Below are 17,630 nucleotides of genomic sequence, written 5' to 3'. Positions count from 1 at the left end.
AACTTACAAGCTAAATAGTTGCATGACGCTTGAGGGCTAATGGCGCGGCGGGTAGCCGTGTTCGCGGAGTTCAAGCGTATTGCTAGAGTCGGCTAGCAGAATGCCATCCAACCGCACTTGCATGCGCTGCTGGCTAGGATGAACCGTTATGCGGGCATTCTGCATCGTGTAGTCCCTGCGGCATTGTCTACTCTAATGCTTCGAGACTAGCAGCAAACATAAGTTAAGCCTACCTTGGGAGCTTAACTTTTAGTCGGTAACTCATACTTAGCTATGTAAGTTAGTCATCACTTCCGCGTAACCGCTTATGCCACCGTGGTGAATACGGCACAGCACTAAGCTGGGCTGGGTGCCGTTGGCTTTCACGGCTAGCTCGCCTGCTGCGTTCCAGCCGCCGCTATTACCGCAGGTTTGCCAGCCGCCCGTAGTGGAAACGTGGTTGGCGAGCAGTAGCGGCAGTTGGTGGCGCTTTGCGATGGCGGCGAGCAGCTCGGCATCTTTTGCATAGCCGCCTGGAGAGATCAGCGCGCTGGCGAGATATACGTCCGCTTGTTGTTTGGCGGCGGTAGCGGCGTGGCTTGGGTGGGTGAAGTCGGCGCAAACGGCCAGGGCGATGCGGGTGCCGTTAACGTTGATGAGGCCGCTCTCAGTGCCGGGGGCACAGTAAACCTCTTCTCCTTCGTGAAGGTGCTGTTTTAGGTAGAAGGTATGTTCGCCGTTGGGGAAGCAGATCACCGTCGCGATGTAGGGTTTACCGTTGGGGTTGTGCAGTGGGCAACCTGCTATTACCACCGTGTTATTGCCTACGGCAGCGGCGGTGAGCGCGGCAAAGGTGGCATCGTTGCGGGGCATGGCCAGTTGGCTGAGTAGCGCCAGCTCGTAGCCGGTGAGCGAGAGTTCGGGAAAGGCCACCACGTTGGCCCCCAGCGCGGCGGCGCGTTCTATGTAAGCCAAGTGCGTTTGTAGGTTGTCGTCTACCGCCGCTTTGCTGACGGGCAGTTGGGCGAGTGCAATGGTGATGGCTTTGCTGTTGGTCACTTTTGTCCCTTGGCTGGCTGGGGGCTGGAATGGTCGCGGGCTAAAGCCACCTCCCACTGCTGGCTCACTCTCGGGGCCGATTCAGCTACGGGCTAATAGTGATAGCGGCAAGAAATGACAGTGATCGCGTGGTGATCGACTGCATAAACAAGCCGATGAGTATCGTCTATACGTCGAGACCAAAAGCCCGCTAGGTTTTCTTTTAAGGGCTCTGGCTTGCCGATTCCCTCAAAGGGAGAGCGCTTTACATCGTTTATCAGCTTATTAATGCGCTTAAGGGTTTTCTTATCCTGCGCTTGCCAGTAGACGTAGTCGTTCCAAGATTCATCTGTCCAACACAACAGTCGCTGACTACTCATCCATTAACTCGCGTGCGCTTGTTTGGCCAGCCCGATATTGCGCTATTGAGCGGTTAAGGTGTTCAGCATTATTAGGCGAACGAAGCAGGTGCACTGTTTCCATTAGGCTATTGTAATAATCCAGCGACATCACCACGGCATCTTCAGCATCCCTGCGCGTGATCACGGTGGTATCCGCATCATTAACGACGCCATCCAGCACAGCTTTCAAGCCATTCCTCGCTTCTGTAAAAGACACGATTTTCATACACGCCTCACATGTACTATTTAGGGTACAAGTCTAACCGTTGCCCGCAAACCTGTACAGCTAATAAGACAGAACGACTGCTTCAAGCCTTTTTCACAAACTGCGCGGTTACCATCATGTCGCCTGCGCCGTCGACTTTGCAGTCTAGCTGGTGGTCTTTACCCTCTTTTAGCCGTTTGATGACGGCTTTGGTACCGATCTTGAGCACTTGGGAGCTGCTTTTCACCTTGAGGTCTTTGATCAGCGTGACCTTGTCGCCTTCGGCAAGCGGCGTACCGTTGGCATCCGCCACGTTCACGGCCTCTTCGGCGGCGGCTTCTTCAGGGTTCCATTCGTGGGCGCATTCGGGGCAGATGAACAGGCGTTGATCCTGATAGACGAATTCCGATTGGCAGCGGGGGCATGGCGGGCAAGACATAAGCAGTGGCTTCTGTGGTGAATGAGCGGGTGATGATACTGAGCCAGGGCGGCCTTGGCGACTGGCGAGTGCCCTTGGCAGTGCCGCCGTGGGCGCTGGCGAGGCTCAGGCGCTGGCGTCGTCCGCGTGTTCGCTGGGGTGAAACACCTCTTTCTGCTCGGCCCATTTCAGCAGCGCATCCAGCGCGGGGCAGAGCGCTTGGCCCCACTCGGTTAGGCGGTACTCCACTTTGGGCGGCACTTGCGGGTATACCTTGCGCGCTACAATGCCGTCAGCTTCCAGTTGCCGCAGCTGCTGGGCGAGCATCTTTTGCGAGATGCCGGGGATCAGTTTTTCAAAATCGGAGTAGCGCTGCACGTTACCGTCGAAGAGGTGGAAGAGAATAATCAGCTTCCAGCGCCCTTCCAGCATTTTTAATACATCTTCCACTCCGCTGGCCGCGCTAGTGGGCGTGTAAATCCTTCTCATGGGTAAGCCACTTACCTTTTTGTGCGTTCTTGATAATCGGTAAGCCTAAGCAGAAGATCCTCGTACAGCAACCACGATGAGGAAGGCCTACCATGAGCGTGTCACTCTCTACTCCCATTGCCACCTATATCGCCATTAGCAACGGCGCGGATGATGCCCCGCTGGCGGAGTGCTTTACCGCCGATGCCCGCGTGGTGGATGAAGGGCAAACCCACCAGGGCATTGCCGCCATTCGTGCCTGGTTACGCGACACCCGCCGCCAGTTTGATTACCACGTGGCGCCCACCGACGTCTCTCGAGATGGCGACAAGATGGTGATGTCCACCACCGTGACCGGCGATTTTCCCGGCAGCCCGGTGCAGCTGTTTCACCATATCGAGCTGGCCGATGAACGCATTCAAAGCTTGGAGATTACCCCATGAACCTGCAGCTTAGCGGCCGTCGCGTATTGATCACGGGTGGCGGTAAAGGCGCGGGTGCGGCGGTGGTGGCGCTGTTTCGTGAAGAGGGCGCGCAGGTACTCACCACCGCCCGTAATCGCCCCACTGCCCTGCCTGAAGAGCTGTTCGTCGCTGCCGATCTCACCACTGTGGATGGCTGCGCCACCGTGGCGGAAGCCGTGAAGGCGCGCATGGGCGGTGTGGATATCATCGTGCATGTGGTGGGCGGCTCGTCTGCCCCGGCGGGCGGCTTTGCGGCCCTGGGTGAAGAGGAGTGGCAGCAGGAGTTGAACCTGAACCTGTTCCCCGCCGTGCGGCTAGACCGCGCCCTGCTGCCGGGCATGCTAGCCCAGGGTGAAGGGGTGATCGTTCACGTGACCTCGATTCAGCGGGAGTTGCCTTTGCCGGAATCCACCACCGCGTACGCGGCGGCCAAGGCGGCGCTCTCGACCTATAGCAAGAGTTTGTCGAAGGAGGTGTCGCCACAAGGGGTGCGGGTGGTGCGCGTCTCGCCGGGTTGGATCGAGACGGAAGCCGCCGTTGCCTTGGCGGAGCGTCTGGCTGAGCAGGCAGGCACCGATTACGAGGGCGGCAAGCAGATCATCATGGGCGCACTGGGCGGCATCCCGCTGGGCAGGCCTTCTACCCCGGCGGAAGTGGCGAACCTGATTGCGTTCGTGGCCTCGCCGCTGGCAGGCTCAATCACGGGCACAGAGTTTGTGATTGATGGCGGCACGGTGCCGGTGGTGTGAGGCCGTGATTGCAGCGTGATGGATGGTCAACACCATCAGCGGCATATAAAAAAAGCGCCCCGGCTGGGGCGCTTCCTGCTGTTGGGCTTAGAAAGAGGCCCAATCATCATTATCCTGCTGGCTACCCAGCACATGAGAGGCTGGCCGTTGTTTCGCTTGCGGTTGGCTGGCGCTGCGTCGCTCTGTGGCAGGTAATGCGGCCTGCGGCTGGTGAGTCGCAGTTCCTCTAAAGAACGACACCTCTTTCAATAACGCTGCCGCTTGAATTTGCAGCGAACGGCCTGCCGCGCTGGACTCTTCCACTAAGCTCGCGTTTTGCTGGGTCACACTGTCCATCTCGGAGATAGCCGTGTTGACCTGATCAATCCCTTGGGACTGTTCATGGCTGGCGGTCGCAATCTCGCCCACTAACACCGAGACGCGCTGCACCCCACTAGCGATATCTTCCAAGGCTTTACCCGCTTGGTTGACCAGCTCAGAGCCATTGCCTACTTGGCCGATACTATCCTCAACCAGTTGTTTGATCTCTTTAGCGGCGTTGGCACTGCGACCGGCTAAGTTGCGTACCTCGCTAGCAACCACCGCAAAACCACGGCCCTGCTCGCCTGCGCGGGCTGCTTCAACCGAGGCGTTAAGTGCCAACAAATTGGTCTGGAAGGCGATTTCATCAATCAAGCCCACAATACCGGCAATTTTACGGCTGGAGGCATTGATACCGTCCATCGCTTTGACCGCTTTCCCGGCAATTTCACCGCCTGCGTTGGCTTGCTGGCTAACCTCGTAGACGAGCTTATCGGCTTCGGAGGCGTTGTCTGCGTTCTGCCGCACGGTGGAGGTAATTTCATCCATTGAGGCCGCTGTTTCCTCAATGCTAGCGGCCTGCTGCTGAGTTCGGCTACTCAAGTCTTCGGTGCCATGCGCAATCTTATCCGCAGCGCTATTCACGGATTCGGCGTTATGACGAACGGACATGACCACCTGAGAGAACTTCACTTCCATGGCCCTTAACGCATTGAGCATGTCGCCAAATTCATCTTTACAGGTGATATTGATGTCGTTGTCCAGCCTGCCTTCCGCCATGGCAGTGGCAAGCGCTTGCGCCTTGCCCAGCGGTGTCATGATGCCTTTAATTAACCATATCGCCAACAGGATGCTCGCCAGCACTGCAAACGCCATTACGCCGATCACGAAGTTACGCGTCCACACATAGTCATTTGACGCTTGCTGATTAGAAGCGGCGGCTTGGGCGCTATTGCGGTCGATCAGTGCTTGGATCGGCGTTAGCGCTTGCGGGTACGCAGCCCGTAGCGTGGTGGTCGCAATTTCGCGTGCGGCATCAAAATCATTGCCAATCATCGCCGCGTTAATGTCGTCGATACCGGCACGCAGCTCTGCCAGAGCGCTAATAAACTCCTCAGCGATGCCACGCTCAATCTCATCAGACACACGCTGAGGAAAGTAATCGTCCCAAGCGGCATCAATAATGGCATCGTTCTCAACAATTTCTTGTTGCGTCGTGATGGCAGAAGCCGGATTCCGGTCACGCTGTTCCGCCGTTATCTTCACCCGCGTACTCAGCAGCGCTTGGTTGATTTTGCTCAGATCCGCCAGCGTGAGGACGTTACCCTCATAGGTTTGGGTAACGGCATCGTTGGTCTTGCTAAGGCTGTAAAGGCCGATAGTACCGACGACGATCAGCATCAGGATACAGGCGCCCAAACTGACGGTAAGCCGTAGTTTGACGCTTCGTTTTAGAAATAGCATGGGAGAGACATCTCATTAAACCCGCAGCGCGATGCCTTGGGGGGGTTGGAAGCAATCGCGTCACCTTTAGCGCTTAGGTAGGCAGCGTGTGGCTAGAAGCAATTGTGGTTAGCAGCAATATGTGGATTATCGGCATACTTACAAAAAAATTTAACCCTCATCAAAAATAAAATAGCCAATGGCTTACAAGCCGACAGGGCAATGTCTTACATCAAAAAAGGCTAATATCTTACAAGGTAATACGACAATGTCTTACAAACTCATTCGCGTATGCCTTACATAATTCACTCTTGGATAAGCAGCAAATACTATCTTGATCGGCATTCTCTTAACTCTTTAATTAAAAATATACGCATTCTTATTTTCATCTTTTATATCAATTAAGCGCATTTGTTGGCGTGCTAACCTTTATTCTTTACACATACGATATCGTCAACCTTCAGCAATCGCCGTTGGCGTACCCAGGCTTCGGCTCCTAGACTGAAGCTTCGTTTCTCTTGAGATACCCGACCTATGCGCGTTTTTTCTAATCCGGTCGGTGCCGGTTCACTTTGGTTTGATAATTTGGTCACGGCGGATGGCGTGCCGGTGGCCTACGACCCCCAGGCGCGGGCGTTTATTCCCATGCCGCCCTTCTGTGCCAACCGCGACGTGATTGGCTGTAACTGGATTGCCCCGAAGCAGGGCGAGTTCTGCCGCGCCTGCGCGATGACCGCCCTAGCCCCAGACCCTTCCATTTCCGATGCGATACCTAACTGGGCGCAAACCGAGGCAGCCAAGCGCTGGGTGATTGATAACCTGGGCCGCTGGCACTGGTTTCGCCCGGAAGACCCCGGCGCGCCGCCGGTGTTTCATATGCTGGCGGAAGGCGACACCCCGGTGCCCATGGGGCACGTGGGCGGCGTGGTAACGATTAGCGTGGCGGAAGCCGATGCCGTGCTGCGCACCACCCGCAAAGAGGCGTTAGATGAGCCTTACCGCACCATGATTGGCCATATGCGCCATGAAATTGCCCATATGCTGTGGTGGCGGCTTAGCCTACGGGAGGATTTTCTGGATGCCTTCCGTGAGATGTTTGGTGATGAGCGGGAAGATTACCCGGCGGCCTTGCAGCGCCACTACCAAAACGGCCCGCCTGCGGATTGGCACACGCGGTTTCTCTCCACCTATGCGTCTTCCCACCCCCACGAGGATTGGGCGGAAACCACCTCGCACCTGCTGCACTTAACCGATATCACCGATAGCTTTGTGTCGTCGGGCATGACCTCGCCCGTGCTACCGGATGACCACAATTGGGATGCCTACGCTGAACCGGATTCAGAGCGGCTGATTCATATTGCGGCATCCTTAGTGGCAGGCGTAAACCATGTAAACCGTTCGATGGGGCTGTCGGATCTTTACCCGTTTGTGCTTTCCGAAGTGGCACTGCGCAAGCTGGCGTTTGTTCACGACTGGCTGCGGCGCGGTGCGCAAGGGCTGTAGGCCACTTGCGCTTCGCTTGATGCGGGTTAGTGAAGTCCCAGCGTTTCAATCACCGCTTCAACCTGTTGGCGAGCTTCCCCTTGCAGGGTGTTCAGCGGTTGGGGCAGGCTAGGTGCGCTAACGCGACCGGTGAGTTCAGCAATGGTCGCCGCCACCCGCAGGCTGCCGCCATATTCGTGATACAGCGCCCATAGCGGTGCTAAGGCGTCTGAACGGGTTTGGGCCTGTTCGGCGTCGCCCGCTTGGGCGGCGCGTGTTAGCGCCAACGCTAATTCTGGGTAGAGCCCGCCAATCACCGAATACCACGCCTCGCAGCCTGCCAGCAGGCCCGTCGCGGCGGCGGGGTCGCCGCTGATGCCGATGGTCACATCATTAGGAATCAGCGCCCGCAGCCGCGCCACGCGGGCTTTGGCATCTTCCAAGTCAGTAGACACTGGCGGAATTTTGATCGAGCGCACCTGGGGCAACTCGGCAATGCGCCCGTGCAGCTCGTCGCTGAACGCAAAGTGCGTGGTGCCGGGGTTATCGTAGACGCACAGCGGCACGCTGATGGCGCGGCTGACGGTGCTGAACAGGTTGAACACGTCGTCATCAGTCAGCTTTTGGTAAGAAACAGGCGCTAACAGCAGCCCACTCGCCCCAGCCTGCTGGGCATGTTCAGCATTGGCCAGCACATCGCGGGTGCGCAGCGCACCAATGCCCACCACTACCGGCACCCCCGCCGCACTCTCCACACTCAGCTTGGCCACCCGCGCCCGCTCTTCCACGCTTAAATAGGCGTAGCTGCCGGTCGAGCCCAACACGCCAATGGAATCCACCTGCGCTTGGGCCAAACGTGCCACGAGCTGGGTAAATTCCTGCTCGTTGATGCCTTGCTCATTCATGGGGGTTAGCGGAAAAGCACTCAGGCCGGTAAACATGGGGGTGTCCTTTTAGGGGGGCATAGAAGCAAGCAACGGTGTGCTGACGAGGGCGCTACAGCCCGCCCGCGAGATCCAACAGGGTACCGGTGGCAAACGATGACTTGTCGCTGGCTAACCAGTAAATAGCGTCGGCCACTTCAGAAGGTTGGCCGCCCCGCTGCATTGGGATGCGTGATTTTAAGCGATCCACCCGTCCAGGCTCGCCGCCCAAGGCGTGCATCTCGGTGTGAATCAGGCCGGGGCGTACCGCATTTACGCGGATGCCTTCGGCAGCCACTTCCAGGGCCAAACCTCTGGTCAGTGTATCCACTGCGCCTTTCGAGGCGGCGTAATCCACGTACTCGTTGGGCGAGCCGCTTTTGGCTGCCATCGAGGAAACATTGACGATACTACCGCCAGCGCCGCCCTGGTGCGTCGACATGCGCTGCACGGCCTCCTTGCAGCAGAGAAAGCAGCTCATGACGTTCTTTTGCAGCACGTTGCTAAAACGCTCCGGCGAGATATCCACCAGCCGCGACTGGGTGTTGAGAATAGCAGCGTTGTTGACCAGCACCGTCAGTGTGCCGAGTTCTTGGTCGACCCGTCGAAACAGGTTCGCCACCTCATCGGCCTTCGACACATCGGCTTTCACAGCCATGCAACGCACGCCCAGGGCGAGAATGTCACTGCGCACGCGCTCGGCGGCCGCGTCGTTTTCGACATAGTTGAGGCAGACATCGTAGCCATGTTGAGCAAACAGCCTAGCCGTCTCGGCACCAATGCCTCGACTCCCGCCGGTAATCACTACCACGTTGGGATTTGCCATGCGCCCTCCTCGTTTGCCAGCGTTTTGCGAATGCCGCCCACTCTGCACCGTCTAGTGAATATACACTGACACCGCCGTTGAGCAATTATGTACAAGCCACGCTGGCGCCCGCGTCATATCCTAAACGGGTCAGGGTAAGCCTGCCATGGGCCGAATTCGATCAAGGAGGTTGGCATGGGCAGCAGCCAGTTCGAGTTTTTCAAAAGTCATCATGTGCCGTCACTGACTGTCTTGAAAGCGGCCATCGAGGATTTTAGCTATGACCGTCATGCCCACGAGGAGTACGCCTTTGGGGTGACGCTGGCGGGGCGGCAGGATTTTTTCAGCGGCGGGCAGTTTCATCGTAGCCCACCGGGTAACGTGATTCTGTTTAACCCTGAAGAGGTTCACGACGGCCACTCTGGCGGCAGGCACACCCGGCAGCTATTGGTGATAGGCAGCCTGATTGGCCAGCGCGTCAGGCTGCCGTAGCGGTGTCGATTGGTCATGAACACGTTTGGCTCGTGGTTACTGCCCGAAACTAATCCCCAAACGCAGCGCTTGCAGGCCGTCCAGCTGTACCGTGACCTCATCGGACCACAGCGGGTGGCCTTGCACACGCACGTTGACCGCTGCCTGGGAGCCACGATACCCCACGGTAACGGCGATATTGGTGCTGTCACTCACTGGGGCCAGCCAATCGTATTCGACGTTATCCACGCTTACCGATGACAGCCCACGGGCTTCTAACTGCTCCTCGACTTCCTTCTCAATCACCACGCCGTAGTAGACATAGAGTCCTGCGTAGCCGAGTCCCAGCAGTACCAGTAATGAAAAGAGCTTGCCCATTGTCTTCCTCTGTTTGAGTTGTCGCGGCACGTTGCCACCATCAAACGTGGATGATGCCTGTTTTCTAGAAACAGCGGCAAGTGAAGCATGGTGCTTTCGTGTACACACTTTCACGCACTATTTTCGTCGGCATCGCTTGATAATAGCCTAAGACCTATATAACTTATAAGCTATACCAGGGAGGGTGTTATGTGGTCGATTGAACAAACGCCAATTTTTGAAGAGTGGTTTTTCTCTCTTGACGATGCTGATCGTGAGAATGTGCTGGCCTCAGTACTATTGCTACAGGAACGCGGCTCCATGTTGTCTCGACCGCATGCCGACACAGTGAAAGGCTCGCAGTTCGCCAATATGAAAGAGTTACGAATTCAACGCCTTGGTCGAACCTTAGAGCTTTTTTTGCGTTTGACCCGACTCGAACAGGCATCATTTTATGCGCTGGCGACAAGGGTGGGAATGACAAACGGTTTTACGATGAGATGATACCGGTAGCGGACCGTGAATACGCGGCGCATCTGGAAACGCTGAAGTGAGGTGAGCATCATGGCAAGAAAATTAGAAGACTTGCTGGCGCAGGAAAAGCCGGAGGTGGTAGCAGCGGCTAAGGCGAAAGCAGGCGATATGCTGCTTGACATTAGACTTGCCGAAATTCGACTGCTGGCAGAAAAAACCCAAGCTGACATTGCCGATGCCATGGGCGTAAAACAACCAACGATTGCAGGACTTGAGAAGGTAGGCCAGGACATGCGCCTTAGCTCTCTAAAACGCTACGTCGAGGCACTGGGTGGCCGTGTTCGCGTTGATATTGAGCTACCCGACGGTAGCCATCACGGCTTCCCTGTCTGACTTTTTCCTCAATCTTTCATAACGTTATACAAACAGAGCGAGCCATTGCCCGCTCTGTTTTTTTGATACGGCTTCCCATCAGGCTGGCAAACTTGCGTGCTCCTCTTGGGCTTCTCGACAACCTCTCACACTCTCCGCCAGCTCTTTCACCAGCCCATGCACCCGCGTCACGGCCTCTTCGCCGCTGCTGGCGTGTTCGATGCAATCTACCAGCGCAGAACCTACCACCACGGCGTCGCTGAAGCGGCCAATGGTGGCGGCCTGTTCGGCGGTGCGGATGCCAAAGCCTACGGCGATGGGCAGCGGCGTGTGTTCGCGCAGCTGGTTCACGGCACCTTCGAGACGCTCTGGTGTTGGGGCGCTGCCGCCCGTCACCCCCGCCACGGAAACGTAGTAGATAAACCCGGAGGCGTTGGCCAGCACTTTGGGCAGGCGCTTGGCATCGGTGGTGGGCGTGGCTAAGCGGATAAAATCGATGCCGTGCTGAGCGGCAGGCTGGCACAGCTCTTCGTCGTGTTCGGGCGGTAGATCCACCACGATCAGCCCGTCTACTCCGGCCTTGGCGGCATCGGTTAGAAAACGCTCGACGCCGTAGCAATAAATCGGGTTGTAGTAGCCCATCAGCACGATGGGGGTGGTGCTGTTCTGTTCACGGAAATGGCGCACCATCTCCAGCGTTTTGGCTTGGGTCTGGCCGTTTTCCAGCGCTCGCAGGGCGGCTTTTTGAATGGCGGGGCCATCGGCCATGGGGTCGCTGAACGGCATGCCGAGTTCGATGATGTCCACGCCCGCTTCTGGCAGCCCGTGCAGCAGGCGGCGGGAGGTCTCGGCGTCCGGGTCGCCAGCGGTGAGGTAGCTGACCAGCGCCGGGCGGTTTTGTTGCTTGAGCGCGGTAAAGCAGTGTTCAAGACGAGAGGCGTTAGTCATGTCGTTCTTCTGTAGCGAGCTCATACGTTTTTCACTCCGAATTTATCGCCCAAGTGGTGGGCCACGCTCATCATGTCTTTATCACCACGGCCACTGAGGTTGACCACCATCAGGTGCTCGCGAGGAAGTGTCGGCGCGCGCTTAGCCACTTCAGCCAGGGCGTGGGCGGTTTCTAGCGCGGGGATGATGCCCTCTTGGCGGCAGCAGATTTGGAACGCTTCCAGCGCCTCATCATCGGTAGCGGAGACGTACTCAACCCGTCCTTGCTCGTGCAGCCAGGCGTGTTCGGGGCCGATGCCGGGGTAATCCAGCCCTGCGGAAATCGAGTGAGCGTCGATAATCTGACCATCTTCGTTTTGCAGCAGGTAGGTGCGGTTGCCGTGCAGCACGCCGGGGGTGCCGCCATTCAGGCTGGCGGCGTGCAGGCCACTGTTAACGCCTTTGCCGCCCGCCTCTACGCCCACCATGTGGACACTTTCATCATCAATAAACGGGTAAAACAAGCCCATGGCATTAGAGCCGCCACCCACACAGGCAATCAGCGAATCCGGCAGGCGGCCGTGCTTTTCAAGCATTTGGGTGCGAGTTTCGTGGCCAATCACCGCTTGGAAATCGCGCACCATGGCTGGGTACGGGTGCGGGCCTGCCACGGTGCCAATGATGTAGAAGGTATCGTCGACGTTCGTGACCCAGTCGCGCAGCGCTTCGTTCATGGCATCTTTGAGCGTGCCGGTGCCGGAAGTGACCGGCACAATCTCTGCGCCCAACAGCTTCATGCGGAACACGTTGGGCTGCTGGCGTTCGATGTCGGTCGCGCCCATGTAAATCACGCAGGGCAAACCAAAGCGGGCCGCTACGGTAGCGGTGGCAACGCCGTGCATGCCCGCGCCGGTTTCCGCGATGATGCGCTTTTTGCCCATCTGCTTGGCCAACAATACTTGACCAATGCAGTTGTTAATCTTGTGCGCGCCGGTGTGGTTTAGCTCTTCACGCTTGAGGTAAATGCTCGCACCGCCGAAGTGCTCGGTGAGCCGCTCGGCAAAGTAGAGCGGGCTGGGGCGGCCGACATAGTCGCCCTGAAAATAGGCGAGCTGGCGCTGAAACTCCGGGTCGTTTTTGGCGGTGGTGTACTCATCCTGCAGCTCAAGAATCAGCGGCATCAGGGTTTCAGCGACAAAGCGGCCACCGAAACTGCCAAACAGCCCGTTGGCATCGGGTAGGCTTAAGGGTTTGTTCATCACGACCTCTGCGGTATCGGGGCGATTTAAGATGCTTACGACGTTAGCGCAGGCAGGCGGGAAGAAAAATCGATAAGATGGCAACAACCTGTGAGTTTTACGCAACTATTAAAGAGGCACCCATGCAACATAGCCTGCCGCCCTTAAGTGCGCTGCGCGCCTTTGAAGCCACCGCACGGCTAGGCAGCGTGACCGCCGCCGCCGATGAACTAAGCGTGACTCACGGCGCGGTAAGCCGCCAGCTTAAGAGCTTGGATGAGCATTTTGGCGTGGCGCTATTCACCAAAGCGGGCCGTGGGCTAGTGCTCACCCACCACGGCGAGCGGCTACAAAGCGGCGTGGGGGAAGCCTTCGCGAAACTCAGAGATAGTTGCACCCTGCTCAAGCATGAGGTGGAAGAAGCGCCGTTTACCCTGGCTTGCCCCGGCAGCCTGCTGGCTCGCTGGCTGATCCCCCGTTTAGACCGCTTAAACCAGGCGCTGCCGGAGCTAAAACTTCAGGTGGTGGTGAGCGATTCTGAGCAGCTCGGCACGCCTTCAGATGCCAGCGCGACCTTGGCATTTTCTGCACCACCTTGGCCTGTGGATGTAGAAGTGATTGAACTCATTCCTGAAGAAATTTGCGCGGTACTCAGCCCGCGTTTGGCAGAGGCGTGCGAAGCTACTGACCCCGCTTCGCTGTTTACCAATAAGCTGCTGTATACCGCCTCGCGCCCACAGGCATGGCCCCAGTGGGCCGCCGCTCAAGGGCTAGAAACCGCCGCGTTGGAAACGGCCCTCAAACAAGGCCAAGGCTTCGCGCATCTTTACTACTTAATGGAAGCCGCCGTGGCGGGCTTAGGGGTGGCTATCGCCCCTAGGCTACTGGTGGAAGATGATCTGAAAAGCGGAAGGCTCGTCGCCCCTTGGGGCAGCATCGAAACCCCGGCTAGGCTCTGCCTGTGGCTGCCCAAACACACCAACGCCCGCCGCAGCGACGCGCTGGCTAACTGGTTGCGCAAGGAGCTTGAGGGCTAGAGCCCTACTCGGTGCGGATACACCACAAACGCCAGCTTGTTGCCATCCGGGTCGCGGACGTAGGCGGCATAAAATCCTTCGCCGTACTGCGGCCGAAAGCCCGGCGCGCCTTCGTCGCTTCCGCCGCTTTCCAGGGCGAGCTGATGCAGCGTGTCGACTTCTTTGATGTCGGTGAATTGGAAGGCGGTCATGGTGCCGTTGCCCACCGTCGCTTCGTGGTCATCAAAGGGGTAGCCCACGAAGTATTGGGGTACGTTGACATCGTCCGGGTCACCAAACGAGACACAGCTGTCATCTTGCCAGCAAATATCCAGCCCCATCGCATTGAACAGCGGCGTGTAGAACTGCAGGGCACGCGCGAGGTCTTTTGTTCCCACCATTGTATAGGCCAGCATGCGCGCTCTCCTTATAAGCGTTGGACATATAACGGTTATGCCATAACGCCAAACAATCGGCCAATGAGCGATGTCAACGCCATGGCCAGCGCCCCCCAAAACAGTACGCGCAGTGCAGCGGTACGCACCGGCGCGCCGCCTACTTTGGCGGCCAACGCGCCTAACAGCGCCAGCAACGCTAGAGAAGCCACAGCGACCAGCGGAATCAGCAATACGGTGGGTGCCCACCACGCCACCAGAAGCGGCAGCAGCGCACCGATGGTGAACATCGCCGCCGAGGAGAACGCGGCCTGCAGCGGCCGCGCTTGGCTCACCACGGTGATGCCGATTTCATCCCGGGCGTGGGCACCCAGGGCATCTTTTTGCATCAGCTGTTCAGCCACTTGGCTGGCAAGCTCGGGCGTTAACCCTCGCTCCACATAAATATCTGCCAGCTCCTGTTGCTCCGCTTCAAAGTGGTCGCTTAGAGCATCACGCTCTTTGGCGATATCGGCACGCTCGGTGTCTGATTGTGAACTCACGGAGACGTACTCCCCCGCTGCCATCGACATCGCACCCGCCACTAGCCCTGCTACCCCCGCCAGTAAAATATCGCTTTGCACAGTGGAGGCCGCGGCCACCCCAAGAATCAGGCTGCTAGTGGAAACAATGCCATCGTTAGCCCCCAACACCGCGGCCCTTAACCAACCCGAGCGGTGGGAACGATGGTGTTCTTGATGGATCATGGCAGCTCCTGAGCAACGCTATGTGAACGCCTTCTTGATTCAGCTTAGCTCATTGGCGGGGCATCACCCTTAGCAGTTGCCCTTGTGGGCTGTCGGTGAGCAGATACACTGCGCCATCAGGACCTACCCGTACATCACGAATGCGGGCATCAAGCTCACTAAACAGCCGCTCTACTTCTTCTGCACGGCCGTCTTCATGCAGCCGCACCCGACGCACTTCCCGGTTAACCAACGCACCCACCAACAGGTCGCCCTGCCATTCGGGAAACAGCTCGCCTTGATACAGCGCCATACCAGAAGGCGCGATGGAGGGTGTCCATTCAAGCGCAGGCGGCAGCATGCCGGGGTACTCCTCAAACGGCGACACCCGTGCGCCGGTGTAGTCCAGCCCGCCTGTGGCGATAGGCCAGCCGTAGTTGCCACCTGGGGTGATGACGTTTAACTCATCACCGCCTCGGGGGCCGTGCTCGTGGGCAATTAGCCGCTGATTCGCTTCATCAAACACCAGCCCCTGCACGTTACGGTGGCCGATGCTGTAAAGCTCCGGCAGTGCGTTGGCGTCCGCTACAAAGGGGTTATCACTCGGGGCGCTGCCATCGGCGTTCAGGCGCACAATACCGCCAATATGGCTGGTTGTACGCTGGGCTGCTTCGCGGTTATCAAAGCCATCGCCCAGGGTCATGATCAGCGTGTCATCCGCAAGCCACGCTAGGCGGCCGCCAAAATGGGCGTCGCCGCTTTTAGCCGGGTGAACGCGAAAAATCTCTTCGACCTGCTCTAAGCGGTTATCCCCGAGCGTCGCCCTGGCTAAACAGGCGTGGTTAGCGCTGGCGGTGCCGCAGGCGTAGCTGAGATAGAGCTGCTGGTCTTGCTCAAACTGAGGCGATAGCAGCACATCAAATAGCCCTGATTGCCCAGAGGCAAACACGGCGGGTACACCGCCCAGCGACTCCACCAGCGTCTCGCCCTGCGCGCTTAACAGCCTAAGCCGCCCCGGACGCTCGGTGACCAGCATGCGTCCATCGGGTAAAAATGCCAGCGCCCAGGGGTGCTCTAACCCCTCAGCCACGGTGTCAATCTGATAGGCGCTTGGGGCAGGCTGCGCCTCTAATGGCGATGCCATGGGGAGCGTCAACGCGCTCAGCAGCACCGCGATGCTGGCCGTTCCACGGGCATAGCTCGCACCACGTTGGGTAAGCCGTGCAAAGACCCACCCGGCCACGCCTGCCGTTGCCAGCATGGCCGCCAGCCCAACGGGGCCGCGCGTTGCTGCAATGAGGGTTGGCATGGGGGCAAAGGTATTGACGAGCACAAAGGTGGCCCATAACCCTAATGCTGCCGCCAGCGTATGGATCAGTAGGCGATACCGACGAGATACTCGCCGCACCACCAGCGTGGCTGCCGTTTGAGAACAGACAAACCCCACTATCAACACGCCTGCATAAATAGGTGCAAAGTGGAGGAGATCTTGCCCAGTGGTGGAGACCCTAACGCCCAAAGAAATCTCAACGCCTAGTGCTTGAAGTGCGGCTAAATTGATCTGTGTCTGCACTACGCTGCCCAGCACAACGCCTGCCAGCAAAGCGATGACAAAACGCAGCGCCAGCGCCCCCATACTTAACCGTCTGGTCATTACTCACCTCTCACCATTGTCTGTTTATTCATGTCAGTGGGCCTGGTCTTACTATGCGGTGCTCTACCATCCTCTGCCCACGACTTCGTGCGTTTGTCATGTGAGGCAGGTAAGGTCTTTACACTCAACTACCTCAAGGAGTGTGATTATGGCGCGCTACTCATTGATCACTATGCTCACGCTGCTAGCCGGCCCTGCGGCCATGGCAGCGGCAAGCGATTCACCATTGACGCAACAGCTCGACGAGTTAAACAAGTTCCAGGTGATTGCTCACCGCGGTGCCAGCGGGCACGCGCCGGAAAGCACCTTACCCGCCTACGAGCTTGCCCACCAGTGGGGCGTGGATTACCTGGAGCTCGACGCGCAGCTCAGCGCCGATGGCGAGGTAGTGCTTTTTCACGATGGGACGCTTGAGCGCACCAGCAACGGTGAAGGCCATATCCATGACCACACCTTAGCCGAGCTGAAAGCGTTAGATACAGGGTCGTGGTTCCACGATGCGCATCCTGAGCGAACTGAGGCGGATTATTCCGGCACGCAGATTCTGACGCTAGACGAACTGTTCGACCACTTTGGCCACACCACTCGTTACTATATCGAAACCAAATCTCCCGACCTGAACCCTGGTTTGGAAGAAGCGCTGGTGCAGCGCCTTGAAGCGTACAACATGGTGGAGCAAGGACGAGTACTGGTGCAGTCGTTTGATCAGGAGAGCTTGCTCAAAGTGCGCGCCCTGAATCCTGACATCCCATTAATTCAATTGCTTTGGTACTCCCCTAGCGAGCAAGATAGCGCCACCTTAACGGAGTGGAATAACACCACACCGGGGGCCAACGCGATTCGCGATGAGGATTTTAAGCGTATCGCCGAGTATGCCGTCGGGGTTGGCACTAACGCGATCTACCAGGGCCAGCCTGTCATTGATGCAGCGTTTATTCACCAATCGCAATCGAATGGTCTGCCGGTGCACGTCTACACCGTCAATGAGCAAGACGAGATGGAGCGCTTGATGGCACTGGGCGTGAATGGCCTGTTTACCGACTACCCTGACCGCCTGCTGGAACTGATCAACGAGTAAGCAACAATAGTTAGCCACACCGTTGATGTGAGCCAACGCAAGGGCGCTTAGAGTGATGTAAATTATTCTTGCGCCCTAATCAATTTTTGCCATTTTTTTTGTAGTTTGCGTTACTTAAAAAAGCCGATAAGCTTTTGGCTCTTATTCATCTTTTTGGCTGGCAGCCGTAAGGGAGAAGCGTCATTCACTCATTCACAGCTGATGTGTGGGCAACACCTACAGGGTGCATGAACCTGACGTTCGGCAAG

General features: G+C 57.6%; 22 protein-coding genes and 2 pseudogenes. 9 read left to right on the top strand and 15 right to left on the bottom strand.

Annotated elements, in window-relative coordinates; genetic code table 11:
- Positions 1 to 36: 36 nt before the first annotated feature.
- From IEW65_RS17170 to IEW65_RS09980, 6 genes are all read right to left on the bottom strand, one after another.
- Entirely contained in the window at positions 37 to 165 is a 129-nt protein-coding gene (locus tag IEW65_RS17170) for a DUF427 domain-containing protein (protein WP_268234718.1), read from the bottom strand.
- Between the two features lie 102 nt (positions 166 to 267).
- Positions 268 to 1,038 (bottom strand): carbon-nitrogen hydrolase family protein, encoded by a 771-nt coding sequence (locus tag IEW65_RS10000; RefSeq protein WP_188639323.1) that lies wholly within the window; start codon positions 1,036 to 1,038, stop codon positions 268 to 270.
- 92 nt (positions 1,039 to 1,130) lie between these two features.
- On the bottom strand, positions 1,131 to 1,397 hold the full coding sequence (locus IEW65_RS09995) for a Txe/YoeB family addiction module toxin (protein WP_159342812.1): 267 nt from the start codon (positions 1,395 to 1,397) through the stop codon (positions 1,131 to 1,133).
- Positions 1,390 to 1,644, bottom strand: a complete 255-nt coding sequence (locus IEW65_RS09990) for a type II toxin-antitoxin system Phd/YefM family antitoxin (protein WP_062360219.1) — start codon at positions 1,642 to 1,644, stop codon at positions 1,390 to 1,392. The genes IEW65_RS09995 and IEW65_RS09990 overlap by 8 nt, the downstream gene beginning before the upstream one ends.
- An 82-nt stretch (positions 1,645 to 1,726) precedes the next feature.
- Positions 1,727 to 2,062, bottom strand: coding sequence for a zinc ribbon domain-containing protein YjdM (locus IEW65_RS09985; protein ID WP_188639322.1), 336 nt, complete (start codon positions 2,060 to 2,062; stop codon positions 1,727 to 1,729).
- Between the two features lie 105 nt (positions 2,063 to 2,167).
- The gene (locus IEW65_RS09980; RefSeq protein WP_188639321.1) at positions 2,168 to 2,530 is read right to left on the bottom strand and encodes a winged helix-turn-helix transcriptional regulator; all 363 of its coding nucleotides are present in this window, start codon (positions 2,528 to 2,530) and stop codon (positions 2,168 to 2,170) included.
- Between the two features lie 92 nt (positions 2,531 to 2,622).
- Here IEW65_RS09980 and IEW65_RS09975 point away from each other — a divergent pair, with 92 nt between their 5' ends.
- Together IEW65_RS09975 and IEW65_RS09970 are read left to right on the top strand one after the other, a co-directional pair.
- The gene (locus tag IEW65_RS09975; protein ID WP_188639320.1) at positions 2,623 to 2,952 is read left to right on the top strand and encodes a nuclear transport factor 2 family protein; all 330 of its coding nucleotides are present in this window, start codon (positions 2,623 to 2,625) and stop codon (positions 2,950 to 2,952) included.
- A complete protein-coding gene (locus IEW65_RS09970) occupies positions 2,949 to 3,722 on the top strand; it encodes an SDR family oxidoreductase (RefSeq protein WP_188639319.1) in 774 nt (257 codons plus the stop codon). Before IEW65_RS09975 ends, IEW65_RS09970 begins: the two co-directional genes overlap by 4 nt.
- A gap of 87 nt (positions 3,723 to 3,809) precedes the next feature.
- Here IEW65_RS09970 and IEW65_RS09965 read toward each other — a convergent pair whose 3' ends face one another.
- A complete protein-coding gene (locus tag IEW65_RS09965) occupies positions 3,810 to 5,486 on the bottom strand; it encodes a methyl-accepting chemotaxis protein (RefSeq protein ID WP_188639318.1) in 1,677 nt (558 codons plus the stop codon).
- Positions 5,487 to 5,999: 513 nt separating this feature from the next.
- Between IEW65_RS09965 and IEW65_RS09960 the strand changes: the two genes are divergently transcribed.
- Entirely contained in the window at positions 6,000 to 6,968 is a 969-nt protein-coding gene (locus tag IEW65_RS09960; RefSeq protein WP_188639317.1) for a zinc-binding metallopeptidase family protein, read from the top strand.
- Positions 6,969 to 6,994: 26 nt separating this feature from the next.
- On the opposite strand, the gene IEW65_RS09955 is transcribed toward IEW65_RS09960, so the two are convergent.
- Positions 6,995 to 7,888 (bottom strand): dihydrodipicolinate synthase family protein, encoded by an 894-nt coding sequence (locus IEW65_RS09955; protein ID WP_188639316.1) that lies wholly within the window; start codon positions 7,886 to 7,888, stop codon positions 6,995 to 6,997.
- Positions 7,889 to 7,943: 55 nt separating this feature from the next.
- Positions 7,944 to 8,696 carry an SDR family oxidoreductase gene (locus tag IEW65_RS09950; RefSeq protein ID WP_188639315.1) on the bottom strand — a complete coding sequence of 251 codons (753 nt, stop codon included), beginning with the start codon at positions 8,694 to 8,696 and terminating at the stop codon, positions 7,944 to 7,946.
- 174 nt (positions 8,697 to 8,870) lie between these two features.
- Here IEW65_RS09950 and IEW65_RS09945 point away from each other — a divergent pair.
- Positions 8,871 to 9,113 (top strand): annotated as a pseudogene (locus IEW65_RS09945) (AraC family ligand binding domain-containing protein); the annotation flags it as partial.
- A gap of 90 nt (positions 9,114 to 9,203) precedes the next feature.
- Here IEW65_RS09945 and IEW65_RS09940 read toward each other — a convergent pair.
- Positions 9,204 to 9,524, bottom strand: a complete 321-nt coding sequence (locus IEW65_RS09940; RefSeq protein ID WP_188639314.1) for a hypothetical protein — start codon at positions 9,522 to 9,524, stop codon at positions 9,204 to 9,206.
- 189 nt (positions 9,525 to 9,713) lie between these two features.
- Between IEW65_RS09940 and IEW65_RS17230 the strand changes: the two are divergent.
- The 3 genes and pseudogenes from IEW65_RS17230 to IEW65_RS09930 form a co-directional block, all read left to right on the top strand.
- A pseudogene (locus IEW65_RS17230) lies at positions 9,714 to 9,845 on the top strand (type II toxin-antitoxin system RelE/ParE family toxin); the annotation flags it as partial.
- The gene (locus IEW65_RS09935; RefSeq protein WP_479694274.1) at positions 9,803 to 10,057 is read left to right on the top strand and encodes a type II toxin-antitoxin system RelE/ParE family toxin; all 255 of its coding nucleotides are present in this window, start codon (positions 9,803 to 9,805) and stop codon (positions 10,055 to 10,057) included. The pseudogene IEW65_RS17230 and the gene IEW65_RS09935, both read left to right, overlap by 43 nt.
- A 10-nt stretch (positions 10,058 to 10,067) precedes the next feature.
- Positions 10,068 to 10,370, top strand: a complete 303-nt coding sequence (locus IEW65_RS09930; protein WP_188639313.1) for a helix-turn-helix domain-containing protein — start codon at positions 10,068 to 10,070, stop codon at positions 10,368 to 10,370.
- Between the two features lie 78 nt (positions 10,371 to 10,448).
- On the opposite strand, the gene trpA is transcribed toward IEW65_RS09930, so the two are convergent.
- Both trpA and trpB read right to left on the bottom strand, forming a co-directional pair.
- Positions 10,449 to 11,297 carry a tryptophan synthase subunit alpha gene (gene trpA / locus IEW65_RS09925; RefSeq protein ID WP_188639312.1) on the bottom strand — a complete coding sequence of 283 codons (849 nt, stop codon included), beginning with the start codon at positions 11,295 to 11,297 and terminating at the stop codon, positions 10,449 to 10,451.
- Between the two features lie 20 nt (positions 11,298 to 11,317).
- A complete protein-coding gene (trpB, locus tag IEW65_RS09920) occupies positions 11,318 to 12,535 on the bottom strand; it encodes a tryptophan synthase subunit beta (RefSeq protein WP_188639311.1) in 1,218 nt (405 codons plus the stop codon).
- Between the two features lie 122 nt (positions 12,536 to 12,657).
- On the opposite strand from trpB, the gene IEW65_RS09915 reads away from it, so the two are divergent.
- The gene (locus IEW65_RS09915) at positions 12,658 to 13,551 is read left to right on the top strand and encodes a LysR family transcriptional regulator (RefSeq protein ID WP_188639310.1); all 894 of its coding nucleotides are present in this window, start codon (positions 12,658 to 12,660) and stop codon (positions 13,549 to 13,551) included.
- Here the strand turns inward: IEW65_RS09915 and IEW65_RS09910 are convergent.
- From IEW65_RS09910 to IEW65_RS09900, 3 genes are read right to left on the bottom strand one after another with little or no spacing between them, the layout of a single operon-like run.
- The gene (locus IEW65_RS09910; RefSeq protein WP_188639309.1) at positions 13,548 to 13,946 is read right to left on the bottom strand and encodes a VOC family protein; all 399 of its coding nucleotides are present in this window, start codon (positions 13,944 to 13,946) and stop codon (positions 13,548 to 13,550) included. The genes IEW65_RS09915 and IEW65_RS09910 overlap by 4 nt on opposite strands.
- Before the next feature lie 35 nt (positions 13,947 to 13,981).
- Positions 13,982 to 14,671, bottom strand: coding sequence for a VIT1/CCC1 transporter family protein (locus tag IEW65_RS09905; protein ID WP_188639308.1), 690 nt, complete (start codon positions 14,669 to 14,671; stop codon positions 13,982 to 13,984).
- A gap of 49 nt (positions 14,672 to 14,720) precedes the next feature.
- Positions 14,721 to 16,304 (bottom strand): PQQ-dependent sugar dehydrogenase, encoded by a 1,584-nt coding sequence (locus IEW65_RS09900; protein ID WP_188639307.1) that lies wholly within the window; start codon positions 16,302 to 16,304, stop codon positions 14,721 to 14,723.
- Between the two features lie 148 nt (positions 16,305 to 16,452).
- On the opposite strand from IEW65_RS09900, the gene IEW65_RS09895 reads away from it, so the two are divergent.
- Positions 16,453 to 17,382, top strand: coding sequence for a glycerophosphodiester phosphodiesterase (locus IEW65_RS09895; RefSeq protein ID WP_188639306.1), 930 nt, complete (start codon positions 16,453 to 16,455; stop codon positions 17,380 to 17,382).
- Positions 17,383 to 17,630 lie beyond the last annotated feature (248 nt).

The sequence above is a fragment of the Vreelandella lutescens genome, assembly GCF_014640815.1.
GTDB classification, from domain to species: domain Bacteria; phylum Pseudomonadota; class Gammaproteobacteria; order Pseudomonadales; family Halomonadaceae; genus Vreelandella; species Vreelandella lutescens.
The sequence above is the reverse complement of the archived record's forward strand: the minus strand, read 5'-3'. Positions and strand labels throughout refer to the sequence as shown.